The organism is Streptomyces sp. B6B3, from assembly GCF_039871525.1.
Taxonomy (GTDB): domain Bacteria; phylum Actinomycetota; class Actinomycetes; order Streptomycetales; family Streptomycetaceae; genus Streptomyces.
On record NZ_JBDPLU010000001.1, the window covers coordinates 644,754 to 671,729 of the forward strand.

The following is a 26,976-nucleotide window of genomic DNA, read 5'->3' on the forward strand; positions in this document are numbered from 1 at the left end:
CGGCGGACCCCCGTGCCGCCGACCGCCACGCCCCCGTTGTGCTGCCGCCGTCAGGCGACGAGCCGCAGGGCGACGTCCGCGATGCCGATGCGGACGGTCTGGCCCCACGTCAGCTCCAGGGCGTCCGTCTCGATGCCGTCCCCGAACGCCACCAGGCGGTCGCTCTCCACGGTCAGCCCGAGGCGTTGCGCCGCCGCCAACTCCCCGGCCACCAGCGACGTTCCGGTGGTCGGCGACGGCCAGGCCTCGCGGACGAACCACAGCAGCCGCGGCTCCGTCGGCCCCGGCAGCGCCAGTTCGCTCCGGCTCTGCTGCCACAGCGAACGCAGCCACCCGGTGGCGCCCGTCCCGGTGCCGACCACCACGCCCGAGGACGCCTGCGCCTCGGCCGCGTCACCGCGCCCGGCCGCCACCCGGTAGCGGGCCGTCTGGTGGTCCGGCGGGCCGACGTAGACCTCGTTCAGCGCCACGAGCCGCTGCGTGTCGTCCGCCACCGCCTCCACCATCGTCAACTCCTCGACGCCGCGCCCGCTCGGCGCCACCGCCGCGCGGATCACCGCCGCCGTGTCGGCCGCACGGTGCCGCACCAGCACGCCCGGATTCCGGCCCGGCTCCGCGTCGACGCCCACCACCGGCTGACCCGACAGGTACTTGGCGACGTTGGCCACCAGCCCGTCCTGGCCGACCACCAGCACCACGTCCTCGGGCCCGAACAGGAAACGGTCCAGGTCCGCGCGCTCCACCCGGGCCAGCCGCCAGCTCACCGGCACGGCCGCGACCACCTCGGCCAGCGCCCGCCGGGCCCGTTCGTCCCGTGCGGCGACCTCCCCGATCGACCGGCCGCGCGAGGACAGGAAGAACTCGGCCTGTCCGCGGGTGCCGTGCCGGGCGAGCAACTCCGCGTACTCGGTGGTGCGGTGCACCACCACGGCGCGTCGGGCCAGGCTCACCCGGCGTCGCCTCCGGGCGCCCGGTCCTGCCGGGTGAGCCGCGCGAGCAGCCCGGTCAGCATGTCGGGGGTCAGCGTGACGCTGTCGATCCGGGGCAACTGCTCGGCCAGCCGCAGGACCGCCATCGCGTGCAGCGTGGCCGGGTCCACCTCGGCGTGCGTCCGCAGCCATTCGGTCTGCGCCTGCGCCAGCGCCGCGCCGTTCTCCCGGGCCGCGTCGGCGTCCGCCTTCGCGGTCCGCACGGTGCGGGCGGCCTGCGCCTCGACGCGCACCGCGTCGGCGGCCGCCTCCTCCTCGGCCTTCCGCCGCGCGTTGGCGCCGCGCTGCCTGACCAGGCCCTCCTCCTGCCGGGCCAGCTCGATCTTGTTCGCCAACTCGTTCTCGGCGATGGCGCGTTCCCGTTCCACGGCGACCGCGCGGCGCTCGTACGTCGCCCGGTCCGCCTCCTGCTGGATCCGCTCCCGGGCCGGCGTGCGCAGCGCGCGCTCCACCTCCGCCTCGGGGCGGATCGCGACGACCCGCACGGCCACCACCTCGATCCCGGTGGCCGGCAGCCGCGGCTCCGCCGCCAGCCCGTCCGCGATCCGCTGCCGGACCGCGGCCACGCCGTCCACCAGCGCCTCCGCCAGCGGCGTGCGGGCCAGCACGTCCAACGCGTGCTGCTGCGCGGTCTCGGTCAGCAGCGTGGACAGCTGGTCCAGCGGCGCGCCGCGCCACGCGCCCGTGTCCGGGTCGATCGAGAAGTCCAGCCGCTCGGCGGCCACCGCGGGATCGCTGATCCGGTACGTCACGGTGGCCTGCACGGAGACGTCCTGGAAGTCCGACGTCCTGGCGTGGAACCCCATCGCCAACTCCCGGTCCGCGACCGGCACCTCGGACAGCGCGGCGCTCAACGCCCGGAACCAGAAGCTGACTCCCGCCCCGTCGTGCACCAGCTTCCCGCCCCGGTGGTGCCGCACGTGCGCGGTCGGCGCCGATCGCAGGTGCCGCCATCCCAGACGCCTCGTGATGTCCGCCACGCCATCCCCCTTTTCGTCAGTGCGACACTATCGAGGCGCGGCGCTTATCGTCAACCCGACGAAACGGGTCGGTCCCACGCCTCCAGCAGCGCCTCCGGGCCGTACGTCGCCGCCAGCCCGTCCACGGTCACCTCGCCGCGGGCGACCGCGACCAGCGGGGTGTCGCCGTCGGCACCCGGCACCGCCAGCGCGTCGCGGGCCAGCGCGGCCAGCGCCCGGCGGTCGAAGGGCGCGTTGTCCTGCCACTTGATCGAGCCGACGAAGCAGATTCGGCGCGCCGGGGCCGGCCGGTCCGCGCCGACCAGGTCCACCTCGGGGTTGTTGGTGCGCGGCCACCAGCCGCCCACCTCCCGCGCCTCGGGCCACCGCTCGTCCGGCAGCAACCGGCCCAGCGCGTCGCGCACCACCGGCTCTATGGCCCGCCCGCGCCACGAGGCCCAGCCGCGCTCGATCCGCTCGGCCACCACCCGGCCCCGCCCGCGTTCCACGTCGGGAATGCCGTCCCCGAGGAACGCCAGCCAGAAGCGCAGATACGGATCCGCGACCCGGTACCGCCGGTCCCGGTCGCCGGGCCGGCTCGACAGGGGCGTGTCCACGGCGACCAGCCGCTTGTCCGCCAGGGTGCGCAGCGCCGGGTTGAGCGACCCCGGGGGCAGCGGCCGGCCGGCCGAGCCGGCCGCCGCCGCGATGGTCCCGAACGTGCGCTCGCCGCTGCCGACCACCGACAGCACCTGCCGGGCCTGCAGCGTCGTCGGGAACTCGGCGGCCAGCATCCGCTCGCCCGAGACGAGCAGCGGCGAGGTCGGATCCTCCAGCGCCCGGGCCAGGAACGCGCCGCGGCTCTCGCCCTCCCGCCACTCCTGGCAGACGAGCGGCAGCCCGCCGGTGATCAGATGCGCGTCGAACGCGTCCGCCGCGGACAGCCCGGTCATCGCCCGCACCTCGCGCGGCGACAGCGGGGACAGCACCATCTCGACCCCGCGCTGGTGGAACGGGCGCCCGTACGCCGACAGCCGCTCCATCATCGCCAGGTCGCTGCCGATGAACACCAGCAGCACCGGCTTCCGGCTGAGCACCCGGTCCCACACCGTCTGCAGGGTGCCCTCCAGCACGGGGTCGCCCTCCAGCATCCACGGCAGCTCGTCCAGCACCACCACGCTCGGCGCGTCGTCCGGCAGCACGGCGGCGAGCTGGCGCAGCGCCGTGTCCCAGTCGTCGACGCGGGTGACGCCGGCGAGCAGCGCCGTGTCCGGCAGCGACGACCGCCGCACCTCCGCCAGGAACCGGGCCCGTTCGCGCCCCGGGTCCTCGCCCCGGGTGGCCTGGTGCACCACGTGCGGCACGCCGGCCCGCTGGCAGAAGACGTCCACCAGCCGCGACTTCCCCACCCGCCGCCGGCCCCGCAACAACAGCGCCCGCCCCCGCTGATCCCCCCGCCCGTCCCGCACCCACCCCAGATGCCGCTCCAACGCCGCCAGCTCGCCCGCCCGCCCCACGAACCCGACCACCGGCCGTCACCTCAGCCTTCCCGCGCTCCACGGCAGAACGCCCTCGACCCCACCATACTCATGTCAATCATAGTATGGAGAATCATAGTAAGCCGGCGGGATTGGCGCCGCCGTCGCACTCGTCGATCGAGGGTTCGTGGGCGCTGTGCTCGACGCTGGCGTCCTGGTCCGCGCGGAACGCTTTCACGGAGATGCCCGGAGCCGAACCGGACGTCTCCAGGAACTCCTGCCCGTGAGACGAACCGGCGCCGTCGAGACGGAAGGGGCGACTCGCCGGAGGGGAAACCCTGTCACGGCGTCAGGCAGACGAGTCGCCTCAGGGAGCGCGGGGTCGAGACGGAGCGGCGAAGGTCAGGTGTGCTGCTCCGTGAAGACCTCGACGGGGCACCGGGCGCACCCGGCACGGGCGATCCTCGCGTCGCTCGTGACCAGCGGCACGCCCAGTCCCTCGGCCAGCGCGACGTAGGTGGCGTCGTAGGGGGAGAGGTTGTTCCACACCTCGCGCACCCGCGGCAGGAGCGGCAGATGCTCCATCCTTCTGACGGGCAGGAGGGCGAAGGAGTCCCAGGCCCCGTCGAGCTGGGCGTCGCTGAGCTTGCCGCCGCGGTGGCGTCCGCGGAGCGCGGAGGCGACCTCGACGTCCAGCAGGTACGGCGCGGCCAGCCGCTCGGGCTCGGCACGCTTGCGGATGGCTTCCCCCACCGGGCCGGCGTCGGCCACCAGGTGCACGACGGCGCCCGCGTCCACCACGATCACGTGCGCTCCCGTCCGGCGTCGATGTCGCCCAGCACCTCGGTCGTGGACAGCCGTGCGGTGACGCGGTCCCGGATGCGTGCGATGACGTCCTGGGTGGTGGGCGTGGCGGCCTCCTGCTCCAGCAGCGACCGCGCGTAGGCCTGCAGGGACTGCCGGTTCCGGGCGGCTCGTATCTTCAGCTCGGCGATCGCGTCGTCGGACAGGTCACGGACGTAGAGGGTAGCCATGCGACAAGAGTAGTCGCTTTGCTAGCATGTTGCTTGCTCGCTGACTGTCAGTGCCGGCTGTGAGAATGCGCCGGTGGTGACGGATGGGGAGGGCGTCATGGTGGAACGGGTGGTGCGGCGGATCGTCGAGGAGATCGTCGCGAGCGCGCCGGAGGGTTGGACGGGGGCGGTGCTGGCCGGCCGGGTGAGCCGGGGCGGTGGGAGTTCGGTGTCCGGCGGCTACGGCGTGCCCGGCGCGCGGCACCACCACTCGGTGCCCACCCTCCACGCGGAACTGTGCGATCTCGGGACCGCCTTACAGGAGGCTCGGGGCTGGGACCGGGCCAATCTGGAGATCCAGTGTCTGCCGTCCGGCGAGTACCGGGTGGTCGCGACGCCGGACGCGGTCGATCGGCAGTCCGGGATGCGGGGCGGTTTCCAGATCGTGCTGGACCCCGACCGCCGGCTGCCCCAGCCGGGCTTCGAGCAGGAGGGGAGCACGGCCGCCCCGGCGGGCGACCCGCGGCTGGCGGCGGAGCGCTTCCGCGCGTACCTGGAGCGGCGCGCCGCGATCCTGGGGCGGCCGGACGAGTTGCCGCCGCCGGCGTCCGCCGCCGCGCTCGACGAGGTCGAACGCCGCATCGGCCGGGCCCTGCCCCCCGACCTGCGGGCGCTCTACGCGATCGCCGACGGCGAGCGCCTCGCCCCCCGTCCGCGTCGCCTGTTCGAGGGCAGCGTCTGGATGCCGCTCAGCGAGCTGATCGCCGAGTATGACTGGTGGCGCGAACCGCCCTGGCTCGGCTGGGACCACAACTGGGACTCCGTCGTCTTCGACGCCCACCCGGCCGACACCGTCCGGCGCTGCGGCGGCCATCCGGACTGGATCCCCTTCGTCACCCACGAGGACGGGAACGTCCTGGCGGTCGACATGGCTCCCGCCCGCGACGGCCGCCCCGGACAGGTCATCGAGATCGGCCGCGACCACCACGACGGCCCGGCGTACGTCGCGGACTCGGTCACCTCCCTGCTCGGCGGGTACCTGGAGTTGCTGCGGCAGGGCGCCTACGAGCTGGACAACGGCCACCTCGACCTGCTGGAGCCGGCCCAGGAGGTCCCCCGACACCAGCACATCGGCGGCGGGATACCCGAGGTCGTTCCGCCGACCCTCCAGGCCATCCACATCAACAAGCAGCCCAGCCCGGTCGATCTCGCCCCGCTCACCGCCGGCCGGAGCCTGCGGCGGGTGCATCTCAACCGCTGCGCGACCGCCGACCTCACACCGCTGCGCTCGCTGCCGGTCGAGTCCCTGCGGGTGGTCCTGGATCCGGCGGGAGACCTGACCCCCCTGGAGGGGCACCGCCACCTCAGCTCCCTGGCCCTCGCGTCCGCCGCTCCGGTCGACATCGCCCCGCTGCGCACCGCCCCGAACCTGCGCGGCCTGGACCTCGCCTGGGCCAACGTCCGGGACCTCCCCCTGCTGGCCGACCTGCCGGACCTGCGCTACCTGTCCCTCAACGGGCGGCAGTGGGCGGTCCTGCTGAAGGCGAACAGGGTGCCGCCGACCCTCGCCGCGGCCCACCTGGGCGGCGACTACGCCTCGCTCGACCAGGCCCTGGACTGGGCCGCGTTCCTCGGCACGCGCCTCGGCGAGCCCTTCCGCGCCACGGGCACCGTCGGAACCGGCGCCGGATGACACGCCCGGTCGGGTTCATCCGACGGGGTCATCGTCGGCGTGCGGTGACGAGCCAGGCGTGGGAGTCGAACCACACGCCGTTGCCGGTGTCGTGCGCGTCGAGGGTCGCGTCGAGCCGGTCGAGGGCGCGTTCGGCGGACGCGGCATCCAGATCGGCGAGCGCTTCCTTCACCATCCACAGCTGGAGTACCGCGGCACGCGCGCCCTCGGCGTCCGGGCCGTAACGGACGGGCTCGTGCACGTCGACGACGTCCACCGCGGTGAAGCCGGCCGCGGTCAGGACGCCGGACACGACGTCCGGGTCGGCCAGGGTGAAGGGGTCGACGGCCGGCGTCGATGACGCGTGCGCGAGGGGCAGCGCCGTCCGGATCGCGGCATGCCACTCCTGGCGGTCGGCGGCTTGCCAGACCAGCTGCACGAAGCGCGCTCCCGGACGAAGGGCCCGCCCGATGTTGGCGAACGCGGCGCCGGGGTCGGCGAAGAACATCGTGCCGAACCGGCTCATGGCCAGCGTGAAGTGCTCCGGCGGGAAGGCATGGGTCTGGGCGTCGGCCCGCACGAAGCTGACGTTGTGCGGCCCTTCCGCCTCGGCCTGTTGGCGGGCCCGTGCCAGCATCGGGCCCGAGACGTCGATGCCGAGCGCGGTCCCCGGCGACGCGGTTCGGGCAGCGTCCCGGGTGGTCTGGCCCGTGCCGCAGCCGATGTCGAGGACGTGATCGCCGGGTCGGATGTCGAGGGCCGCCCGTAGCCGCTGGTGGTAGCGGACGAGCTCCGAGTCGTAGTCGAACACAGCGATCCTCTCCTCATGTCGCCGGGCCGTCGCGGAGTTCGCCGAGGGCGAGGCGGCCGACAGCACGCTAGAGCCCACGACTTCATCGTGAAAAGCGATGGTTTCCGATCGATTCGATCGCTCACGGAAATGAGTATCGCTACGCTGGACCTCATGGCCGACGTCGAGCTGCGCCACCTGGCGGCGCTGGCGGCCATCGCCGAGGAGGGCACGTTCGGTCGGGCGGCCGCCCGGCTCGGGTACACCCAGTCGACGGTGAGCCAGCAGATCGCGGCGTTGGAGAAGGCCGTCGGCGGTCCGGTGTTCGACCGGCCGGGGGGTCCCAGGCCGGTGCGGCTCACCCCGCTCGGCTCCGTGGTCCTCGACCACGGGCGCGACCTGTTGGCGAGGGCGGAGGCACTGGCCGACGCCGTGGACCGGTTCCGGGCGGGAGACGGCCGGATCGACATCGGCACGTTCCAGAGCGTGTCCAGCGTGATCCTTCCGTCGGTCGTACGCCGGCTGCGAGACGAGCACCCCGGCTGCGACATCCGACTGTCCGAGGAGGAGCCGGAGCAGCCGCGGATCGGCGACCTCGACCTGCTCTTCCACGACGGCCGCGTCGTCGGCGATGTCGAGCACCACAAGCTGCTCGACGATCCCTACCTGCTGGTGGCGGCCGCCGGCACCTTCCCCGACGGTCCGGTCCCGTTGGGGCGGCTCGACGGCGCTCCGCTGGTGGCCTGGCCGCTGATCTGCGACCAGCCCGCGATGGAGCGGGCCGTCGCCCGCGGCGGTGCCCGTCCGCGGATCGTGTTCCGCTCCGCGGTCAACGACACCCTGGTGGCCATGGTGCGCGCCGGCATGGGCTCGGCGGTGCTGCCCTGGCTCGCCATCCGCGGTGCCGACGTCCCGTCCGACGACAGGCTTCGCGTCCACGAGCTCCGGCCGTCGTTGCCGCCGCGGGAGATCTACCTGCACTGGCGGGCCGGACGTGCCCACTCGCCCCTGGCCAGCCGGGCCATCGAGGTCGCCGTCGAGGTCGCCGTCGAGGTCGCTGCCGAACTCGCGCCGCCGCCGGCCAGCGCCTGACGCGGGCCGGACGGTCCGGCGGCTGAGCCCTCCGACCCGGCCCCGCCATCCGGTGCGGGACCGGGCCCGCTCACGCCGGGGCGGCGAACGTGTACCGGCCGCCGGGGACGGTGAGCACCACCTCGGCGGTCCCGGGGGAGCCGCGCAGCACGCGCACGCCCTCCGCCTCGGGCAGTGGACGGCCGGATTCGGTGGCGGTGGTCGGGTCGGCGTTCGGGGTGGGGAGGTGGACGCGGGCGGAGGCGCCGGCCGGCACGGTGACGTCGAGGGTCAGGACGCCGTCCGCCCGCCGCCAGGCGACCTCGGCCGGGCCGCGCGGGGTCGGCAGCCGGGCCGCGGCGGCGTCCAGCAGACCGGTGAGCGCGGGCCGTACCAGCAGGTCGTCGGGGCCGGTGACGGACAGCCCGGCGACGTCGGCGAACAGCCAGTCGTCGATGGTGCCGAGGAAGTAGTGGCCGCGGGAGCGCGCCTCGAGGCCCCAGTGCTCCCACAGCGACGTGGCGCCGGCGCGCAGCCACAGGCCCCAGCCGGGGAACTCCGGCTGCCGGGCCACCGCGAGCGCCCGCGCCGCGTGGCCGTGCGCGGTGAGCATCGGCAGCAGGTACTTGGTGCCGAGCGCGCCGGTGTTGAGCCGGTCGCCGCGCCCGGCCACGTCGGCGGCCAGCAGCGCCGCGGCGGCCGCCCGTTCGTCGGCGTCCAGCAGCCCGAACGCCAGCGCCAGCGCCTGGTGGGACTGCCGGGTGCCGTGCTCCCCCTCGCCGCGCACCAGGCCCGTCGCGGAGTCCACGAAGCGCTCGCGGAACGCCGCCCGCACCTCGGCGGCGCGCGCCCGGAAGAACTCCTCCTCGGCCGGGCGCCCGAGCACGCCGGCGGCCCGGTCCAGCGTCGTCAGCATGGCGTACAGGTAGGCGGTGGCGGGGACGCGCAGGTCCTCGTCCGGCGGGTTGCCGCCGGGCGGCGGCGACTCGGGGCTCACCCAGTCGCCCAGCGTGGTGGTGGCGATGCCGCCCGGGCTCCGGGCCAGCTCGAAGCGCGCGTACTCGGCCATTCCGTCGAAGTGCGTCGCCAGCACGCGGGCGTCGCCGGTGTGCCGGTGCAGCCACCACGGGATCAGCACGAACGCCGAATGCCAGGTGGGCGCCGGCTCCCAGGACAGCCGCCAGCCGCCGTGCGGCGCGATCACCTGCGGATGGCCGCCGGGCTCCCGGGTGTCCGCCACGTCCTGCAGCCATTTGGCGAGCAGTTCGTGGACGTCGAGGTTGCGGAGGAAGATCTCGGCGCCGAGCATCGCGTCGCCGGTCCAGCCGTTCTTCTCGTACATCGGGGTGTCGGTGGGTATGCCGTGCAGGTTGTTCAGCACGGTCGCCACGGTGAGTTCGTGCAGCCGGGTCAGGTCCGGGTCGGAGCAGGTGAACGCGCCGGTGACGGCGACGTCGGAGTGCACCACCCGGGCGACCAGGTCGGCCGGTGCGGGCGGCGGCGCGTCGGCGGGCCAGCCGGTGATCTCCACGTATCGAAAGCCCTTGTACGTGAAGCGCGGCTCGCACCGGTGCGCGCCGGCCGGGGATCCGACGGCGGACTCGGAGCCGGACTCGGGGCCGGACTCGGGGCCGGGCACCGTGCCGGCCAGGGTGAAGCGGTCGGTCTGGAAGCGGCCCGAGTAGTGCCCGAAGACGTCCTCGCAGTGCGGCCGGCCCGCCTCGGTGAGCCGCTCCCCGTACCGCACGGTCACGGTCGCCCCGGCGGGCGTGGCCGGGACCCGGACGGCCGCCCAGCCGGCCACCACCCGGGGGAACCGGGCGACGTACACGCCGGGCTCCGGCTCGTCGACCTCCTCGGCCGGCAACTCCGCGACCACGCGGATCGGTTGCTGCCGCTGGTGTTCCAGCCGGCCCGCCGGCGCCGGCAGCACGGTCGCGGGCGACCAGCCGGCGTCGTCGTGGCCCGGCAGGTCGAAGCCCGGCCGCAGGTACCGGTCGTCGTGGCTCTCGCCGCCGTACACGTCGTCGTCGCGGATCGGACCCGCCACGGCCCGCCAGTCCGGCGACGAGACGGCCGCCGGCGTGACGGCGCCGCCCGGGCCGCGGGTGGCCAGCAGCAGCCGGACGCGCGGCTCGCCGTGCCAGGGCGCGGTGTGCCAGTCCCAGGTGTTGGGGCGGCGAACGCCGAAGAAGCCGCGGCCCAGTTCGACGCCGAGCGCGTTCCGGCCCGGGCGCAGCAGCCGGGTCACGTCGTGCACCACGTACTGCACGCGGCGCGTGTAGTCGGTGAAACCGGGGGAGAGCACCTCGTCGGCGACGGGCACGCCGTTCAGCGTCACCGACGCGTAGCCGCCCGCCGCGACCGCGAGGTGGGCGGTGGCCGGGGAGTCGTCGAGCGTGAACTCGTGCCGCAGCAGCGGCGCGGCGCCGTCCGCCGCCGGCCGGCCGATCCAGGCGGCGCCCGCCCAGTCGGCCGGGTCGGGCAGGCCGCTGACGAACCACGAGGACGCCTCGGCGTCGCCGTGCGGGGTGTGCACGGTGACGGTCCAGTCGTACCGGGTCAACGCGGTCAACGGCGGGCCGCCGTAGGCCACCTCGTAGCCGCGGTGGTCGGGCACCTCGCCGGAGTCCCACACCGGGTCGTCGCCGACGCGCACCACCAGCCGGTGGCCCCGCTGCGCGCAGCCGCGTCGGTCGGCCACCAGGGTCCACGAGAAGCGCGGCGGCACGTCGAGGCCCACGGGGCGGACCCGGTGCTCGGCCCGCAGGTCCGTCAGGCGCGGCTGGTCGTCGGTCGGCATGCGCACACTCCCGGCGTCGGCGTCTCGGGTCGGGGCCCGGTCGGCGGTGACGTTAACACCGGCGGGTTCGCCGGGGGACCGGATCAGCGCAGGTAGTTGTAGACGGTGGCGCGGGAGATGCCCAGCAGGTCGGTGAGCGCCTGTACCGAGTGCTTGACCTGGAGGAACCCCCGCTCGCGCAGCGAGCGCACCAGCTCCCGCCGGGCCGCCGCGTCGAGGCCGCGCGGGGTGTGGCCGCGGGCGGCGGCGAACTCCTCGACGGCGGCACGGAGTTCATCGAGTGAGCGGGCCCGCAGGGTCTCCGCGAGCGGTTCGTCGGAATCGTCGGTGCGCACCAGGTTGGCCAGGCTGCGGGCGGCCGTGCCGAGCAGCGAGACGTCGAGGTTGAGGCAGAGCGCGGCGACGTAGGCGCCCCGGCTGTTCTTCAGGCCGATGGAGGTGCTCTTCGCGGGCCGGCCGTCGGGGAAGCGGTTGGGGTAGTTCTGCAGCACGCCGGGGTAGTCGGGGTCGCGGATCCGGGCGAGGCCGAGCTCGGTCATGGGGGCACCTCCCAGGCCGCCAAGGCCTGGGGGAGGGTCGCCCACCGAGCGGCCGGAGAGGTTGTTCTCGATGGCCCGGATCGCCTGGTCCGGGTCGCGCAGGTCGTGCAGCACCACCTCGCACAGGCCGGGGAACATCCGGCCGAGCGCGACGGCGATCTTCTCCGCCTCCCGCAGCAGCAGCTCGTCCTCGCCGGACGGGCCGCCGCCGGACGCGCCGTGCGCTCTCGGTCCGTCCGCCGCGGCCGGCGTGTCCGCCGAGGCCGGAGCGGGACGGTCGCGTCCGGGGTGGTCGGGGGCCGCGTCGGGCGCCGCGTCGGGGGCCGTCATGCCGTGCCGCCGGCCAGCGCGGCGTCCACCGCTCCCGGCGACTTGAGCCCGGACCCGGTGAGCACCACCACCGTCGTCTCGCCCCGCCGGATCTCCCCCCGGGCCCGGAAGACGTCGATCGCCGCGGCGGCGGTCGCGCTGGTCGGCTCCGCGTAGAGCCCCGAGGCGGCCAGGCGGCGGACCGCGGCGGCGATGTCCGGCTCCGGGATCGCGGCCATGTCGCCGCCGGAGCGGCGCACCGCCGCCACCACCTCGGGCAGCCTGACCGGCTCGCGGATCGCCGTGCCCTCCGCGATCGTCGGCCCGAAACCGGCGGGCGGGGTGCCGTGGAACGCGGCGTGGATCGGGGCGCAGGCGGCCGGCTGGGCGACGAGCAGCCGGGGGCGGCGGGCGATCCGGCCGGCCGCGAGCAGCTCGCCGAAGCCGAGGTCGCAGCCGAGGACGAGGCTGCCCGCGCCGGCCACGGTGACCACCGCGTCGGGCGCGGCGAAGCCGAGGTCCTCCCACAGCTCGTAGGCCAGCGTCTTGGTGCCCTGGAGGAAGAGCGGGTGCCAGTTGTGCCCGGCGTAGCAGGTGTCGGCCGCGAGCCGCAGCGCCTCGGCGGCGGTGACGTCCCGGCCGCCGGGCACCGGGCGGATCGCCGCGCCGTACGCCCGGGTCTGCCGCACCTTGGCGGGCGAGGTGGCCTCGGGCACCAGGATGGTGGCCCGGATGCCGGCGGCGGCGCAGTACGCGGCGACGGAGGAGCCGCCGTTGCCCGAACTGTCCTCGATCACCTCGGTCACGCCGCGGGCCGCCAGCGCCGAGATCATCACGCTGCTGCCGCGGTCCTTGAAGCTGCCGGTGGGGCTGAACCACTCCAGCTTGAACCGCACCCGGGCGTCGCCCCAGTCCGACTCGACCAGCGGCGTGCACCCCTCGCCGAGGGAGACCGGCCGCTCGGCGGCGACCGCCGGCAGCGCGGCGCGGTACCGCCACAGCGAGCGGGTGCCGGTCTCGACGTCGCCCGGCGCGAGGGCGGGCAACGGCGAGACGGTCAGCGGCGCCCCGGTGTCGCCGGCGGCGCCGGGGTCGGCGTCGCCGCGCCAGCGCAGCGGGTCCAGCGGATACGCCCGCCCCGACCGCTCGTCGAGGAGGCGCACCCCCGCGTCGTCGTCCGTCATGGCCCGTCCCCCTTCCCCGGCCCTGGTCAGGGGCCGGTGCCGGCTGCGCTGAACACCACTGTCCTGGACAGATTATCCAGTGCTGGACGTTCTGTAAAAGGTCAGTCCGGATAGGGGAGCAGGCCGGCGTCGATCGCCTCCCAGGTGGACCGGAGGTCGGCGAAGAGCTCCGGCTCCGCTATCGCCCGGTCGGCCCGTTCGCGTGGATCCTCCTCGACGTTGTAGAGGTGCTCGCCGCCCGCCTCGTCGCGGTGGTACTTCCAGTCGCCGCGGCGCAGCGCCCGCTCCGCCCGCACCCGCCAGAACATGTCGCGCTCCGGCGGGGCCTCGCCGCGCAGCAGGTAGCCCGCGAGGCTGTGGCCGTCCAGCGGGTGCCCGGGGTCGGGCCGGGCGCCGGCCAGCTCCAGCAGCGTCGCCGTCCAGTCGGGGGAGTAGTTGGGCAGGTGGCTCACCTGCCCGCCGTCCAGCCGGGCCGGCCAGCGGACGATCTGCGGGATCCGGATGCCGCCCTCCTGGAGCGACGCCTTCTCCCCGGAGAGCGGCCACTGGTGCGACCAGCGTTCGCCGCCGTTGTCGCTGCCGAAGAAGACCAGGGTGTCGCGCTGTTGGCCGCTGGCGGCGAGCGCGTCCAGCACCAGGCCGACGGAGCGGTCCAGGTCCTCGACCATCTCGGCGTACTTCTCCAGGGATCCGCCGTCCAGGTGGAAGAGCGCCCGGGAGTCGCCGTCGCGCAGGCGCCGGACGATCTCGGCGCCCTCCGCCTCGTCCCCCTCGGCGATCCACGGCCAGTGCGGGGTGGTGAAGTTGAGGTTGAGCAGCCAGGGCGTGCCGGCCTCGCGGGTGCCGACGTGCTCGACCGCGCGCTCGGTCAGCACCCGGGTGTAGTAGCGCAGGTCCTGGTACGTGGCGTCGCCCTCGTACAGGTCGTACTCGCCGCGGACGCCGATCTTCGAGTAGTACTCCAGCGCGCCGCCGAGGTTGCCGAAGAAGGTGTTCCAGCCGGAGCGGGTGGGGCTGAAGTCCGGCAGGTAGCCGCAGTGCCACTTGCCGATCAACGCGGTGTCGTAGCCGGCCTCGCGCAACAGCGAGGCCAGCGTGGGGTGACCGGGGTCCAGGCCGGCCGTGGAGTCGGCGATCGGCTCGGCGAGGCCGCCGGCGCAGCGGCCCGGATAGCGTCCGGTGTAGAGCGCGAAACGGGTGGGCGAGCAGGTCGAGGAGCCCGCGTACGCCTGGGTGAACCGGACGCCCTGGCGGGCCAGCCGGTCCAGCCGCGGGGTGTTGATGGTCGGCGAGCCGAAGCAGGTCAGGTCGGCCCAGCCGAGGTCGTCGGCGAGGATGCAGAGGATGTTGGGGCGCGCGGAGTCGCGCTCCGGCGCGGCGCGGAACGAGCGCTCCGTGGCGGCGGCGCTCGGCGCCGGCAGCGTGGCTGCGGCGGCCGTGGAGCCGAGCAGCCCGCCGAAGGCGCGGCGCGAGGGCAGCGTGGACATGCGTCTCCCAGGACATGACGACGTGGATGAGGACAGGCGAGAGCCGGGCGGCAGCGCGGGGCGTGCCGGAGCCCGCGCCGGCGGAGGGCGCGGGGAAGGATGCGCGGGGGGAGGCGCGCGGGGAGGGGAGAGGGGTGCGTCAGGCGTCCGGGCCGCGGCGGCCCGGTGGCCGCCGACTAGCCGCGACGGCAGACGGCGCTGGCGACGTGACAGAAGTCGACGTGCCGGCAGCGCACCAGCAGAGGCTGTGTCGCGATGAGCATGCCACCATCCTGCGGGCCGCTCCGTCCCACGTCAACGCTTTTTCCTAGAACACAGGTAGGAAACTAGGAAAACTGTCCAACCCCCTCGCCGCCCGGGTTCGGTCGGCGGACGGGGAAGGACGCTCGCACCCGTCAGTCCTGGATCCGGGGCACGGCGTGGAGCACCAGCACCGCGATGTCGTCCTCCACCGGCTCGGGGCCGAAGTCGTGGGTCGCCCGTCGCACCCGCTCGGCCACCGCCATCGCGCCCATCCCCACGCAGCGGCGCAGGATCACGGACAGGCCGTCGTGGTCGTCGAGCAGCCGACCCGCGTTGCGCCGTTCGGTCACCCCGTCGGTGACGCACAGCAGCGTCTCGCCGGGCTCCAGGCGGAACGACTCGGAGGTGAACTCCGTGTGCTCGTCGATGCCGAGCAGCATCTGCGGCGTCACCACCGGCATCACCGCGCCGTCCGTGCACAGCCGCAGCGGCAGCGGGTGGCCGGCGCTGGCCAGGGTGCACCGGGCGCCGCCGGCCTCCTCGTCGGGCACCAGCTCCCCGTACACCAGGCTCAGGAAGCGCGGCTGCGCGGCCTCGCCGCCCACGCTCACCGACTCGGCCGCGTCCTCCGCCATCACCGCGTTCACCCAGCCGAGCACCGTGCCGACGCCGTGGCCCTCGCGCGCCAGCAGCCGCACCAGATGCCGGGTGAGACCGGTGACGGACATCGCCTCCGGGTCCTTGCCCTGCACGTCGCCGAGCAGGAAGCACCAGCGGCCGTCCGCCACCGGGAACAGGTCGTAGAAGTCGCCGCCGACCGTCTGCCCCGTGCCGTGCGGCTCGTAGACGATGGCGGACTCCACGCCCGGCAGGCTGGCCAGCGACCGGGGCAGCTGCCGGCGCTGGAGCGCGCGGTTGATGCTGGCCTGCCGGGTGTACATGCGGGCGGTGACCACCGCCTGGGCCACCCGGCGGGCCACGTCCTCCACGGTTCGCGCCATGGCGTCGGTGACCCCGGGCGCCTCCGACCGGCCGATCACCAGGAAGCCCAGGCAGGCGCCGTGCGACACCAGGGCGAACGCCAGCGCCGAGCCGCCGCCGGCCGCCGCCCCCTCGGGCCACGGCCAGGGCACGCCCGCGGTGCTCAGGCTCGGCCTCGGGGGGTCGGGCAGCAGCGCCGTCCGCAGCGCGGGAACGCGTCGCTCGTCCGCGTGCCAGACGCGCGAGAGGCGCATCCCGCCGTCCTCGGTGGTCAGCCACACCGCGCACCAGTCGGCCAGCCGGGGCACCAGCAGCTGGCCCGCGAGCGCGGCGATCATGTCCTCGTTGAGCTGCCCGGCCAGCAGCTCGCTGGCCTCGGCCAGGAACGTGCCGCTGCCGGTGACCCTCCCCCAGGCCCCGGGGGCCTGGGCGGTACCCCCACCACCGGACGGTCCCGGCCGTTCGGACCAGGCGCCGCCGCCCGGCTCCCCGAGCTCGGCCACCAGATGCGCCGCCTCGCCCACGGGCGCCCGGGTGGCGTCGGTCCCGCCGGCCGGCTCCGCCTGGGCGGCGGGGGCGGCCGGCCCGTCCCGCTCCGGCTCCGGTTCCTCGGCGACGACCAGCCGGAACCAGACGGCCTTCTCGGTGTGCCGGTACGTCACCCCCCACGATTCGGCGAGCGCGCTCACGATCGCCATCCCCAGGCCCCAGCCGCCGCGCCGGCCCCCGCCCGGCACCCGGGCGGCGGGCTGCCGATCCACGACCTCGACCAGCACGCCGGTGATCCGGTTCAGGCCCCGCAGCGCGGCGCCGTCGCCGAACGACTCCGCCACCGGGCGCGCCACCTCCGTCCGGCACCGCACCTGGATCTCGGTGCCGGCGTGCATGAAGGCGTTGCTGGTCAGCTCGCTGACCAGCAGGGCCGTGTCGTCGCCGAGCCGGTCGATGGCGGGACCGGTGGACGAGGTGGCCAGGGCGCGTTCCGCGATCACCGCGCGCACGAAGGCGCGAGCCCGGGCCGGCGTGTGACGGCTGGCCGGCAGGCTGCTGCTCGATCCGGATTCGCCCCGGCCGGGGGGTGGAGGGTGCACCGGCTCCTCCCGAACTCGTCCGAACTCGTCCGAACTCGGAGTCCGAACTCTGAAATGGACAGAATCCACTATAGTTATACAAATCGACCTTCGGATACGGGGGCGAAGACCCATGAAGGACCAGGAGCTGGCCACGGACTCGGACAGGGCTGCCGAGCTCCGTCCGCTCCTGGAGGCGCTCAGGTCGCTGTGCGACGGCGACTTCTCGGTGCGGGTGCCGGACCTGGGGCCGGGCATCGCCGGCGAGATGGCCGGCGTGGTCAACCGGATCGCCGTGCGCAACGAACACCTGTCCGCCGAGCTGGCCCGGGTCCGCGGCGCGGTGGCCAGGATGGGGCGGCTGGACGAGCGGCTCTCCGAGAGCCCGGGAGCCGGCCGCTGGGCGAGCACCGTGCGGGACGCCAACGAGCTGGTGGACGCTCTGGCGACGCCCATGCTCAGCGCCATTCGGGTGTTGGACGCGGTCGCCGACGGCGACCTGGGTCACCGGGTGCAGCAGCGCGACGGGCAGCTCCAGCAACGCGGCGACCTGCGGCTGCTGGCCCGCGGGCTGAACCGGGTGGTGGACCGGCTCTCGTTCTTCACCGGCGAGGTGACCCGGGTCGCCCACGAGGTCGGCACCGAGGGCCGGCTCGGCGGTCGGGCCAGCGTGCGCGGCCTGCCCGGCACCTGGCGGCACGTGACCGAGGCGGTCAACACCATGGCCTCCCGGCTGACCAAACAGGTGCGGGACATCTCCCTGGTCACCACGGCCGTGGCCCGCGGCGACCTGACCCGCAAGGTGACGGTCGAGGCGGCGGGCGAGCTGCTGGAGCTGAAGCTCACCGTCAACACGATGGTGGACCAGCTGTCGGCGTTCGCGGACGAGGTGACCCGGGTGGCCCGCGAGGTCGGCACGGACGGCAACCTGGGCGGCCAGGCGCATGTGCGGGACGTCTCCGGCGTGTGGAAGGACCTCACCAACAACGTCAACTTCATGGCCTCGAACCTCACGTCCCAGGTGCGGAACATCGCCCAGGTGACGACCGCCGTGGCCCGCGGCGACCTCAGCCAGAAGATCACCGTGGACGCCAAGGGCGAGATCCTCCAGCTCAAGCTGACCATCAACACGATGGTGGACCAGCTGTCGGCGTTCGCGGACGAGGTGACCCGGGTGGCCCGCGAGGTCGGCACGGACGGGAACCTCGGCGGCCAGGCACACGTCAAGGACGTGTCCGGGGTGTGGAAGGACCTGACCGAGAACGTCAACTTCATGGCGTTGAATCTGACGTCGCAGGTGCGGAACATCGCGCAGGTCGCCACGGCGGTGGCGAACGGTGATCTGTCGAAGAAGATCGACGTGGACGCCCGGGGCGAGATCCTGGAGCTCAAGACCACCCTCAACACGATGGTGGACCAGCTGTCGGCGTTCGCGGACGAGGTGACCCGGGTGGCCCGCGAGGTCGGCACGGACGGGAACCTCGGCCGCCAGGCCCTGGTCCGCGACGTGTCCGGGGTGTGGAAGGACCTGACCGAGAACGTCAACTTCATGGCGTTGAACCTGACGTCGCAGGTGCGGAACATCGCCCTGGTGACCACGGCGGTGGCGAACGGTGATCTGTCGAAGAAGATCGACGTGGACGCGCGCGGCGAGATCCTGGAGCTCAAGACCACCGTCAACACCATGGTCCAGCAGCTGCGCGGCTTCGCCGACGAGGTGACCCGGGTCTCCCGGGAGGTCGGCACCGAGGGCAAGCTCGGCGGCCGCGCCCAGGTCGAGGGCGTGTCCGGGGTGTGGAAGGACCTGACCGAGAACGTCAACTTCATGGCGTTGAACCTGACGTCGCAGGTGCGGAACATCGCCCAGGTCGCCACGGCGGTGGCGAACGGTGATCTGTCGAAGAAGATCGACGTGGACGCGCGCGGCGAGATCCTGGAGCTCAAGACCACCCTCAACACCATGGTCGACACGCTCTCCTCGTTCTCCTCCGAGGTCACCCGGGTGGCCCGCGAGGTCGGCAGCGAGGGCCAGCTGGGCGGCCAGGCCCGGGTCGAGGGCGTGCACGGCACCTGGAAGCGGCTGACCACCGGCGTCAACGAGCTGGCGCTCAACCTCACCACCCAGGTCCGGGCGATCGCCGAGGTGGCCAGCGCCGTGGCCCAGGGCGACCTGTCCCGGTCCATCTCGGTCGAGGCCCAGGGCGAGGTCGCCGAGCTGAAGAACAACGTCAACCGCATGGTCTCCAACCTCAGGGAGACCACCCGCACCAAGGACTGGCTGGAGTCCAACCTGACCCGGGTCGCCGGCCTGATGCAGGGCCACCGGGACCTGGTGGAGGTCGCCGACCTCATCCTCCGCGAGCTGGCACCGCTGGTGAACGCCCAGTCCGAGGCGTTCTTCCTGGTCGATCCCGACCGCACGCCCGACGAGAACCTGGAGTTCATCGCGGGCTACGGCATCGAGGGCCCGGGCCACGAGCGGCTCGGCTCCCGGTCCCCGCTCCGCGGCCTCATCGCCCAGGCGGTGCGGCAGCAGGAGCGGATCCTGGTCGAGAACGCCCCGCCCGAGTACGTCACCGTGGAGTCCGGGCTCGGCGCGGCCCCGGCGACGAGCATCCTGATCCTGCCGATCCTCTTCGAGGACCGGCTGCTCGGCGTCATCGAGGTCGCCTCGTTCAGCTCGTTCAACGAGGTCCAGCTGACGTTCATCGACCAGTTCGCGCACACCATCGGCGTGTCCATCAACACCATCCTGGCCAACGCCCGCACCGAGGCGCTGCTGTCGGAGTCGCAGCGGCTCACCTCCGAGCTGCGCCAGCGCTCCGACGAGCTCCAGCGCTCCAACGCCGAACTGGAGGAGAAGGCCGCGCTGCTCGCCACCTCCTCCCAGTACAAGTCGGAGTTCCTGGCCAACATGTCGCACGAGCTGCGCACCCCGCTGAACTCGCTGCTGATCCTGGCCCGGCTGCTCGCCGACAACCCGGACGGGCGGCTCAGCGACCACGAGGTGGAGTTCGCCACCACCATCCACCGCTCGGGCTCCGACCTGCTGCAGCTGATCAACGACATCCTCGACCTGTCGAAGGTCGAGGCGGGCCGGATGGACGTCCGCCCCAAGCGGCTGCCGCTCACCAAGCTGCTCGACTACGTGCGGGCCACCTTCCGGCCCCTCGCCCTCGACCGCGGCCTCACCTTCGACGTCACGGTCGGCGACGACGTGCCGGCCGAGCTGTACTCCGACGAACAGCGCTTGCAGCAGGTGCTGCGCAACCTGCTGTCCAACGCCGTGAAGTTCACCTCGTCGGGCGGAGTGACGCTGCGGGTCGAGCGGGTGCCGGCGGAGCGGTTCGAGGAGGAGACGCTGCGCACCGCACGGGCCGTGCTGGGGTTCGTGGTGGAGGACACCGGGGTCGGCATCGCGCCGGAGAAGCTCTCGGTGATCTTCGAGGCGTTCAAGCAGTCCGACGGCACCACGAACCGCAAGTACGGCGGCACCGGCCTCGGCCTGTCCATCAGCCGGGAGATCGCCGGGCTGCTCGGCGGCCGCATCGACGTGCAGAGCGAGCCGGGCGTGGGCTCCCGTTTCACCCTCTTCGTGCCGGCCGAGCTGCCCCGGGCCGCGCTCGTCGGCGAGACCGCGGTGGACATGCCGCAGGTGGAGACCGCGGGCGCGGTGCAGCCGGTGCCGCCCGGCGGGCGGCGACCCGAGGTGGCGCCCGCCGCCGAGGCGGAGGGCGTTCCGGCCGCTCCGGCCGAACGAGCGGAGCCGGCCGAACGAGCCGGGCCGCCCGAGCCGGCCGGGCCGCCGGAACGGGCGGAGCCGGCCGAGGGCGCGCCCGCGGGCCCTCCGACGGTCCGACCGGAACCGGCGGAGCCCGCCCCGGAGCGCGCCCCCGAGCCCGCCGCCGTGGGGCCCGAGCCCGGGCCCTCGGCGGGCGCCGAGCAGCCGCGCCGCGAGGACACCTGGCCCGAGACGACACGGCTCCGGGAGTGGCTCAGCGGCCGTCCCGGACAGGTGCTGGCCGGCCGCCAGATCCTCATCGTGGACGACGACATCAGGAACGTCTTCGCGCTCACCCACATGCTGGGCCGGGTCGGGATCTCGGTGCGCTACGCGGAGAACGGCCGCGAGGGATTCGACGTGCTGGAGCGGTCGCCCGAGGTCTCGCTGGTCCTGATGGACATCATGATGCCCGAGATCGACGGCTACCAGGCGATCCGCACCATCCGCCGCACCGCCCGGCTCGCCGACCTGCCGATCATCGCGCTGACCGCGAAGGCCATGCCGGGCGACCGGGAGAAGGCGCTCAACAGCGGCGCCGACGCGTACGTCACCAAGCCCGTCGACGTGGACCAGCTGCTGACCGCCATCTACGAGCAGTTCGACGCCCGGGAGGGCGAGAGCGCCACGTCCCACCGCGCCGCGGGCGACTCCGAGATGCCGCCGGCCCCCGACCAGCCCGGCGACACGTCGGGCGGCGGGGACGTGGGCGCCGGCGACCCGGACCGGCCGGGCGACGGTGACGGCAACGGCGACGGCGGCGGGGACGGGGACGGGGACGAGCCCCCGGAGGAGCGGTCCCGATGACCGACTCGCCCGCGCCCGACGACCGCTCCAGCATCCTCGTCGTCGACGACATGGAGGAGAGCCTGGTCGCGCTGGAGGCCGTGCTCGGCCCGCTCGGCCAGCGGGTGGTGTCCGCGCGCTCCGGCGAGGAGGCGCTGAAGGCGATGCTGCGCGAGCAGTTCGCGGTGGTGCTGCTCGACGTGCTGATGCCGGGCATGGACGGCTTCGAGACGGCCGAGAACATCAAGCGCCTGGACCAGACCAAGGACGTGCCCGTCATCCTGCTCACAGGCACCGACGTCGACACCGACTACGCCTACCGGGGGTACGCGCTCGGCGCCGCCGACTTCCTCGCCAAGCCCGTCGATCCCTGGGTGCTGCGCACCAAGGTCAACGTCTTCCTCGAACTGCACCGGGCGAACCGCCAGCTGGCCCGGCAGGCCGAGCAGCTCAGGCAGCTGCTCATCGCCGACCAGACGGTCGCCTCCGGCGCCGCCGCGCCCGCCGACGCGTCCACCTCGGAGCAACTGGCGGAGATCACCGTGCGGCTAATCCGCATCGAGTCGCTGCTGCGGGAGAGCGAGGGCACTGCCCATCCCGACCTCGCCGACCGCATCGCCGACCTGGAACGCCTCGTCCGCTCCCTCACCCTCCCGCCCCCGGTCGACTGACTCCGCACCGGATCACGCCCGCGTCGTGCCGGCGTCGCGATCCGCCCAGTCAGCCGCGTTCGCCGCGCGCGCGGCGAACGGGTCAGGGGGTTGCAAACCCCCTGACCCGAATCACGAATCAATGCTTGCCGCTTCTCACCGCATCGATCATGCTGCGGAAAGCGGCTCGACGGACCACCAGTGGTGTCAGCTCCGGGCGCTTGGAGTCCCGTAGGGCGACGTGGGCGCCCAGTTCGGTGAGTTCCACGCAGTCGTTGGCTCCTCCGCTGTGGGAGCTCCTCCGCCAGCGGGCCTGCGGCAGGGTGAGGTGGAGGTCAGCAGGAGTCGGCTCGTTCACGGGTGGAACTCCTCGGTCATCTGGGAGATGCGGGTTCGGGTCTCGGACGGGCTGAGGGCACAGACGCACAACTGGTCGAAGATGGCGCGGTAGTCCTGGACATCTGCCTCGGCGTCCAGGTAGCCGGAGTTCTTCGGGTTCTCCAGCCACACCAGGTCCGGCGTGGTGTCCGGAAAGGAGAGGATGACGAACGGGCCGTAGAGTCCCGGATGGGCCCCGAGGGCAAAGGGCAGGATCTGGACGGTGACGTTCGGCTTCTCACTCGCGGCCAGCAGTCTCCTCGCCTGGTCCGCCATGACCTGGCGGGAGCCGATCGTCCGGTGCAGTACGGCCTCGTCGAGGAGCGCCCAGAGCGTCGCCGGGCGCTCACCGTCGAGGCGATCGTGCTGACGCTTCATCCTGACCGTGACCAGATCGTCGACCTCGGCCGATCCGAGTTCGCTACGCATCTGGCCGATCACCGCCCTCGCGTAGTCCTCGGTCTGCAGTAGACCCGGTACCAGCATCGGCTGGTAGCTGTTGAGGGCCGCCGCGCCCGCCTCCCATGCGAGGTAGCCGTCGTAGCGTGTGCTGGTCAGCACGGAGGCGTACCTCCGCCACCAGGGCCTCTGTTGCTCCTTGTCGACGCGGACGAGATCCAGCAACTCGTCGCGCCGAGCGGCATCGTCAACGCCGAAGCAGTCCATCAACGCCCGGGCGAGCACCGCGCTGACGCCTCGTTCGCCGTTCTCGATGCGGCTCAATGACCCCTGGTTCACTTCGATCCGTCCGGCGACCTCCGTCAGCGTCATGCCGGACGCCTCACGCAACTCTCGGAAGCGAACGGCGAGCTGGCGTCGGTGGACGGACTGCGGAACGCGACTCCTCTTGAGGGCCATGCCAGCAGTCTGACCTGGAGATCCGGCAGCCAACAACCTTTCTAGGCAACATCTACCAGACATATTGCCTGGCGAGCGCGGCAACCGGCATGCTGTCAGACGTAACGAAGCGTGTCGAACCGATCGCGTGGCGCGCCGACGGACCCAGTCAGAGGAGGTAACTGTGCCTCGCGTGACCCTCTTCAGGGATCTGGTTCAGGGACGACATCTGACCAGCCACCGGGCCTTCAGCGTCCAGTTCCAACGCGCCGCCGAGGACTTGGCCGAGCGAGTCGGCGACCCACGACTCGCGTCGTTGGACGTCTCGCCCCGGCAGTTCGACCGCTGGATGGGTGGCGAGATCAAGAGCCTCCCGCAACCCGACGCCTGCCGCGTTCTGGAGCACATGCTGGGGCAGCCAGCGGCAGACCTCTTCCAGCGCCCCGGAAGCCAGTCCGTCCCAGTCTCCCCGGCCTCGCCAGCCGTCGCCGCCACCGAACTGCCCGCCTCCGCGTGCGGTGACGACCCACTGGAGATCGTGGCACGCGCCCGCCAGCTCACCACGAGCAATGCCGATCCGCCGACGATCGCCTTCCTACGGACCTCGTTGGAGCGCATCTCAGGACGATACGAGCAGGAGGGCCCGCAAGGCCTGCACGGTCAGACCGCCGACCTGCGGACGTTGCTGCACACTCTGCTCGACGGCCACCAACCCCCGCGCGTTCGGCAGGACCTCTTTCACCTCACCGCCCGTGCCTCAGGGCTCCTGGCGTACATGGCCGTCAACACCGGCCACTTCACGCTGGCCGAGGCGTACTGCGTCGAGGCGCAGGAACTGAGTCGGGTCATCGGCGATCTCCACACGGAGCTCTGGGTGAACGGGACGCGTTCCTTCTCCCTCTACTACGCCGGCCGCTACGCGGAGGCCGACGCCTGCGCCGCCGCGGCCGTCGAACGCTCACCGCAGGCGGCCCAGGCCATCCGACTGCTGGTCAACGGCCGAGCACGGGCCCTGGGCAAACTCGGTGACCGGAAGGCGGCCGATCGCGCGATCGGGCAAGCGCTCGACCTCACGGCACGCCACGACGTACCTGCCGGGCTCACCCCGTGCATGTCCTTCCAGCCCTACGGCCAGGCACGCACGCTCGCCAACGCCATCACCGCCCACGTGTCACTCGGAAACGCCGATCAAGCACTGCGAAGCGCCGAGCAGATCGACGACATGATCGAGCACTCCGATTCGGCGTGGTCCCGGTCCCTGGTTCGCCTCGACGTCGCCACCGCCCTGCTGCACCAGCGATCGCCGGACATCGAGCATGCCCTGCGGCTGGGCAAGGAGGCTCTCGGGCTCTGCGGAGGGAAGCCGATCAGGTCGGTCTGGCAGCGGTCTCGCGACCTTCACGCTTGGGCACGGCGTTGGCCCGATCGAGCGGCGGTACGGGAGTATGGCGACGAGCTCCGGTTGTGGAGCTCCCAACCAGCGGCCCTGGCCATGTCGGCCGCTGGGACACGGTGACGCCGACGGAGGGCATCCGGTGAGCCTGCTCATGGCGGACCCCGCCGCGTTCCCGGTAGAGCCGCCCACCGACCTGTCGGACGCGGGCGTCATCGTGACGCACGACTGGGCCGCCTTCGACGCACTCGACGAGGTGCGGGACCACTGGTCGCGTCCCCACTGGCCTGACGGAGCCCGCGCCTACTACTGGATGCTCACCTTCCAGAACGAACCGCAGTTGAGCGCCCTCGCGCTGCGCTGCCAGAAGGAGCTGGCCGGCCTTGGGATGGATTCGGTCTCGTCGGACGAAGGGCTCCACCTCACGGTCACCCGTGTCGGGAGGCCCGAGGAGATCAGTACCCGCGCGCTGCACGCACTCGCCGAGACGGCAACATCGCGTCTTCCCGGCCGGTTCACCCTTCGGGTGACGCCGCTCGCCGGCTCGCGCGGCGCCGTGCGGTTCTCGGTGTCTCCCTGGGAGCCGCTGATCCGTCTCCATGGCGTACTGACGCGGATCGGCCGCGCGTCGAGCAGGGCCTTCACGAAGCCCACGGCATCCTTCCGTCCCCACCTCAGCATCGGGTACCACAACAGACCGCGCCCCGCCGCGGCCGTCATCGAAGCGGTCGCTCCGCTACGCGCGCTGGCTCCGGTGGACGTCGACATCACCTCGATGCAGCTGGTGGAGCTGAGGCGGACGGGGCGAGAGTACCGGTGGGATGCGCTTCGGGAGCTCGCCCTCCCGCCTCGCTGACCGCCTCCCCGCCCAGCGTCATCACCGCCACGACCGCCTTGCCCTCGACGGTCGGCCACACGAACCACTTCGTCGCCAGCAGACCGACCAGGAAGAGGCCCCGGCCGTCCTCCGGCAACTCGTCCAGTGATCCGGTGACCGGCGGGCGCGCCCTGACCACCCCCGTGTCCTGCCCTCCGTCGTGTATCCACATCACGATGACGTCCTGATAGACGTCCAAGACCAGGCCGCGCGGACCGTCGCTGGTGTGCTCGATGGCGTTGGCCGTCAGCTCGCCGATCACGGTGACCGCATCGCCGATCCGTTCCCGTGTAGCCCGCCCAGCCAACGCCTGTCGAACGTGCTCGCGCGCCAAAGCCTGCGGGTGGCTGACGTCGCTCAGTCTCACCCAACGGTGATGCACGAGCCCGCCCGCGAGGTCTCGCCGTCGCACTCGTTCCAAGGCTGATCGGGGCATCTCGACCCTCACACTCCACATCGGCACCGAGCCATCGGGCGACGCGGTGACCCCACCAGCCTCGTAGGTCATGAAAGGCGCGGGTACGCCGCCGCGGCGCCTTCTCACCGTCGTCGTCCGCACCCCGAAGACGGCGGACAGAGGGCGGACTCACGGCGTATCCCCGTCCCGGGCAAACGGGCCACCGTCGTAACTCTGAGCAGGAGGACATATGCTCGCTCCCTCGAGTTATCGGACGTTCGAGGCCGCCTACCTCGACGTACTGACCCACGTCTCCAGCCGCTTCGACTACCGCAACTCCCCCCGCGGGAACTCCAGCCACGAATGCCTGGGGCTGTCGTTCCGCATCACCGAACCGCGGGAACGCTTCCCGTACGTAGCCGCCCGCAGGGTCAATCCCGTCTTCCACTTCGCGGAGGCCCTCTGGTACCTGGCCGGCCGGAACGACCTCGCCATGATCGGCCACTACTCACCGCGGATGCTCGGCAATTCCCGTGACGGAGTCACCGTCGAGTCCGCCTACGGCGCTCGGCTCTTCGGAGCGTCCCCGACCGCCCCGGTCTCACAGTTCGATCGAGTCCTTCGGCTGCTGCAGCAGGAACAGGACACCAAACGCGCGGTCCTTCAGATCTTCAGTCCGGAAGAACTCGCCGTGCCCGGTAATCCGGATTGTCTTGCGTGGTGGCGCTCCACCTCTTCGCGCGCGAAGGGCGACTGCACATGGTCTGTTACATGCGCGCCAACGACGCGAACGTCGGCCTGCTGGCCGACACCTTCTCTTTCACCTTCATCCAGGAGTACGCCGCCGTCCTCCTGGGCCTCGAACTCGGCACCTACACGCACCACGTCGGCTCCATGCACATCAACGACCGCACCATGCGGCAGGTGGGGCTCATCCTCGAGGAGACCACCACCCGCACCAGTGCCCCGATCGACGATTTCTCCTTCTCAAGGATGCCGGCGGACACCTCGCCGGAGACCATCGTCGCCGTCCTGGAACACGAAGAGGCCCTGCGGCTGAACCAGGTGCGCTACCGCCTCGAGCGCATCGAGTCCCTCGACCTTCCCCACTACTGGCAACAGATCGTGCTCCTCTTCGAGATCCACCGACAGGTGACCTACAGCGCGGACCACTCGATCAACCGCGTCGAGTTCGAAGCTCTGGAACCTGGGCTCCGGTGGCTCGTCCGGCACAAGTGGCCGACCTGCCTCCGCACCGGTGCGGAGGCGGCGCGATGAGACGACGTGCC

Annotated in this window: 21 protein-coding genes and 1 pseudogene; 8 read left to right on the plus strand and 14 right to left on the minus strand. The window is 72.9% G+C overall.

The window, feature by feature from the left end:
• Positions 1-50: 50 nt before the first annotated feature.
• From ABGB06_RS02770 to ABGB06_RS02790, 5 genes are all read right to left on the minus strand, one after another.
• The gene (locus ABGB06_RS02770) at positions 51-950 is read right to left on the minus strand and encodes a hypothetical protein (protein ID WP_347585002.1); all 900 of its coding nucleotides are present in this window, start codon (positions 948-950) and stop codon (positions 51-53) included.
• On the minus strand, positions 947-1,969 hold the full coding sequence (locus ABGB06_RS02775) for an SPFH domain-containing protein (RefSeq protein WP_347585003.1): 1,023 nt from the start codon (positions 1,967-1,969) through the stop codon (positions 947-949). Before ABGB06_RS02775 ends, ABGB06_RS02770 begins: the two co-directional genes overlap by 4 nt.
• Positions 1,970-2,019: 50 nt before the next feature.
• A complete protein-coding gene (locus ABGB06_RS02780) occupies positions 2,020-3,477 on the minus strand; it encodes a DUF234 domain-containing protein (RefSeq protein WP_347585004.1) in 1,458 nt (485 codons plus the stop codon).
• A gap of 351 nt (positions 3,478-3,828) precedes the next feature.
• Entirely contained in the window at positions 3,829-4,233 is a 405-nt protein-coding gene (locus tag ABGB06_RS02785) for a type II toxin-antitoxin system VapC family toxin (protein ID WP_347585005.1), read from the minus strand.
• A complete protein-coding gene (locus ABGB06_RS02790; RefSeq protein ID WP_347585006.1) occupies positions 4,230-4,460 on the minus strand; it encodes an antitoxin in 231 nt (76 codons plus the stop codon). The genes ABGB06_RS02785 and ABGB06_RS02790 overlap by 4 nt, the downstream gene beginning before the upstream one ends.
• 73 nt (positions 4,461-4,533) lie before the next feature.
• On the opposite strand from ABGB06_RS02790, the gene ABGB06_RS02795 reads away from it, so the two are divergent.
• Positions 4,534-6,132, plus strand: coding sequence for an SMI1/KNR4 family protein (locus ABGB06_RS02795; RefSeq protein WP_347585007.1), 1,599 nt, complete (start codon positions 4,534-4,536; stop codon positions 6,130-6,132).
• Between the two features lie 28 nt (positions 6,133-6,160).
• On the opposite strand, the gene ABGB06_RS02800 is transcribed toward ABGB06_RS02795, so the two are convergent.
• On the minus strand, positions 6,161-7,099 hold the full coding sequence (locus tag ABGB06_RS02800) for a class I SAM-dependent methyltransferase (protein WP_347585008.1): 939 nt from the start codon (positions 7,097-7,099) through the stop codon (positions 6,161-6,163).
• Here ABGB06_RS02800 and ABGB06_RS02805 point away from each other — a divergent pair.
• On the plus strand, positions 7,076-7,993 hold the full coding sequence (locus tag ABGB06_RS02805) for a LysR family transcriptional regulator (RefSeq protein ID WP_347585009.1): 918 nt from the start codon (positions 7,076-7,078) through the stop codon (positions 7,991-7,993). The genes ABGB06_RS02800 and ABGB06_RS02805 overlap by 24 nt on opposite strands.
• A 70-nt stretch (positions 7,994-8,063) precedes the next feature.
• On the opposite strand, the gene ABGB06_RS02810 is transcribed toward ABGB06_RS02805, so the two are convergent.
• The 5 genes from ABGB06_RS02810 to ABGB06_RS02830 all read right to left on the minus strand — a co-directional run bounded on the left by ABGB06_RS02810 (position 8,064) and on the right by ABGB06_RS02830 (position 16,609).
• The gene (locus ABGB06_RS02810) at positions 8,064-10,775 is read right to left on the minus strand and encodes a family 78 glycoside hydrolase catalytic domain (protein WP_347585010.1); all 2,712 of its coding nucleotides are present in this window, start codon (positions 10,773-10,775) and stop codon (positions 8,064-8,066) included.
• An 83-nt stretch (positions 10,776-10,858) separates the two neighbouring features.
• Positions 10,859-11,644, minus strand: coding sequence for a PAS domain-containing protein (locus ABGB06_RS02815; protein ID WP_347585011.1), 786 nt, complete (start codon positions 11,642-11,644; stop codon positions 10,859-10,861).
• Entirely contained in the window at positions 11,641-12,807 is a 1,167-nt protein-coding gene (locus tag ABGB06_RS02820) for a pyridoxal-phosphate dependent enzyme (RefSeq protein WP_347585012.1), read from the minus strand. The genes ABGB06_RS02815 and ABGB06_RS02820 overlap by 4 nt, the downstream gene beginning before the upstream one ends.
• Before the next feature lie 101 nt (positions 12,808-12,908).
• Positions 12,909-14,294, minus strand: coding sequence for a sulfatase-like hydrolase/transferase (locus tag ABGB06_RS02825; protein ID WP_347585013.1), 1,386 nt, complete (start codon positions 14,292-14,294; stop codon positions 12,909-12,911).
• Between the two features lie 395 nt (positions 14,295-14,689).
• Positions 14,690-16,609 (minus strand): SpoIIE family protein phosphatase, encoded by a 1,920-nt coding sequence (locus tag ABGB06_RS02830; RefSeq protein WP_347585014.1) that lies wholly within the window; start codon positions 16,607-16,609, stop codon positions 14,690-14,692.
• Between the two features lie 112 nt (positions 16,610-16,721).
• Here ABGB06_RS02830 and ABGB06_RS02835 point away from each other — a divergent pair, with 112 nt between their 5' ends.
• Positions 16,722-21,176: a HAMP domain-containing protein gene (locus tag ABGB06_RS02835; protein WP_347585016.1), complete on the plus strand. Its 4,455-nt coding sequence runs from the start codon at positions 16,722-16,724 to the stop codon at positions 21,174-21,176.
• Positions 21,173-21,826 (plus strand): response regulator, encoded by a 654-nt coding sequence (locus ABGB06_RS02840; protein WP_347585017.1) that lies wholly within the window; start codon positions 21,173-21,175, stop codon positions 21,824-21,826. The genes ABGB06_RS02835 and ABGB06_RS02840 overlap by 4 nt, the downstream gene beginning before the upstream one ends.
• 118 nt (positions 21,827-21,944) lie before the next feature.
• Here the strand turns inward: ABGB06_RS02840 and ABGB06_RS02845 are convergent, their stop codons facing one another.
• On the minus strand, positions 21,945-22,163 hold the full coding sequence (locus ABGB06_RS02845; RefSeq protein WP_347585018.1) for a DUF397 domain-containing protein: 219 nt from the start codon (positions 22,161-22,163) through the stop codon (positions 21,945-21,947).
• Positions 22,160-23,041 carry a helix-turn-helix transcriptional regulator gene (locus ABGB06_RS02850; RefSeq protein ID WP_347585019.1) on the minus strand — a complete coding sequence of 294 codons (882 nt, stop codon included), beginning with the start codon at positions 23,039-23,041 and terminating at the stop codon, positions 22,160-22,162. Before ABGB06_RS02850 ends, ABGB06_RS02845 begins: the two co-directional genes overlap by 4 nt.
• Before the next feature lie 172 nt (positions 23,042-23,213).
• Here ABGB06_RS02850 and ABGB06_RS02855 point away from each other — a divergent pair, with 172 nt between their 5' ends.
• Both ABGB06_RS02855 and ABGB06_RS02860 read left to right on the plus strand, forming a co-directional pair.
• The gene (locus ABGB06_RS02855; protein ID WP_347585020.1) at positions 23,214-24,536 is read left to right on the plus strand and encodes a hypothetical protein; all 1,323 of its coding nucleotides are present in this window, start codon (positions 23,214-23,216) and stop codon (positions 24,534-24,536) included.
• A 19-nt stretch (positions 24,537-24,555) separates the two neighbouring features.
• On the plus strand, positions 24,556-25,269 hold the full coding sequence (locus ABGB06_RS02860) for a 2'-5' RNA ligase family protein (protein ID WP_347585021.1): 714 nt from the start codon (positions 24,556-24,558) through the stop codon (positions 25,267-25,269).
• Here the strand turns inward: ABGB06_RS02860 and ABGB06_RS02865 are convergent.
• Positions 25,181-25,798, minus strand: a complete 618-nt coding sequence (locus ABGB06_RS02865) for an ATP-binding protein (RefSeq protein ID WP_347585023.1) — start codon at positions 25,796-25,798, stop codon at positions 25,181-25,183. The genes ABGB06_RS02860 and ABGB06_RS02865 overlap by 89 nt on opposite strands.
• A 139-nt stretch (positions 25,799-25,937) precedes the next feature.
• Between ABGB06_RS02865 and ABGB06_RS02870 the strand changes: the two are divergent.
• Positions 25,938-26,324, plus strand: a pseudogene (locus ABGB06_RS02870) (thymidylate synthase); the annotation flags it as partial.
• 134 nt (positions 26,325-26,458) lie between these two features.
• A complete protein-coding gene (locus tag ABGB06_RS02875) occupies positions 26,459-26,965 on the plus strand; it encodes a hypothetical protein (protein WP_347585024.1) in 507 nt (168 codons plus the stop codon).
• The last annotated feature ends 11 nt before the right edge of the window (positions 26,966-26,976 follow it).

Excerpts from the sequence above, each read along its gene's own strand:
- ABGB06_RS02875 (WP_347585024.1), top strand. The coding sequence starts at position 26,459 with ATGCGCGCCAACGACGCGAACGTCGGCCTGCTGGCCGACACCTTCTCT.
- ABGB06_RS02865 (WP_347585023.1), bottom strand. The coding sequence starts at position 25,798 with ATGACCTACGAGGCTGGTGGGGTCACCGCGTCGCCCGATGGCTCGGTG.
- ABGB06_RS02820 (WP_347585012.1), bottom strand. The coding sequence starts at position 12,807 with ATGACGGACGACGACGCGGGGGTGCGCCTCCTCGACGAGCGGTCGGGG.
- ABGB06_RS02835 (WP_347585016.1), top strand. The coding sequence starts at position 16,722 with ATGAAGGACCAGGAGCTGGCCACGGACTCGGACAGGGCTGCCGAGCTC.
- ABGB06_RS02815 (WP_347585011.1), bottom strand. The coding sequence starts at position 11,644 with ATGACGGCCCCCGACGCGGCGCCCGACGCGGCCCCCGACCACCCCGGA.
- ABGB06_RS02810 (WP_347585010.1), bottom strand. The coding sequence starts at position 10,775 with ATGCCGACCGACGACCAGCCGCGCCTGACGGACCTGCGGGCCGAGCAC.
- ABGB06_RS02850 (WP_347585019.1), bottom strand. The coding sequence starts at position 23,041 with ATGGCCCTCAAGAGGAGTCGCGTTCCGCAGTCCGTCCACCGACGCCAG.
- ABGB06_RS02790 (WP_347585006.1), bottom strand. The coding sequence starts at position 4,460 with ATGGCTACCCTCTACGTCCGTGACCTGTCCGACGACGCGATCGCCGAG.
- ABGB06_RS02805 (WP_347585009.1), top strand. The coding sequence starts at position 7,076 with ATGGCCGACGTCGAGCTGCGCCACCTGGCGGCGCTGGCGGCCATCGCC.
- ABGB06_RS02825 (WP_347585013.1), bottom strand. The coding sequence starts at position 14,294 with ATGTCCACGCTGCCCTCGCGCCGCGCCTTCGGCGGGCTGCTCGGCTCC.
- ABGB06_RS02840 (WP_347585017.1), top strand. The coding sequence starts at position 21,173 with ATGACCGACTCGCCCGCGCCCGACGACCGCTCCAGCATCCTCGTCGTC.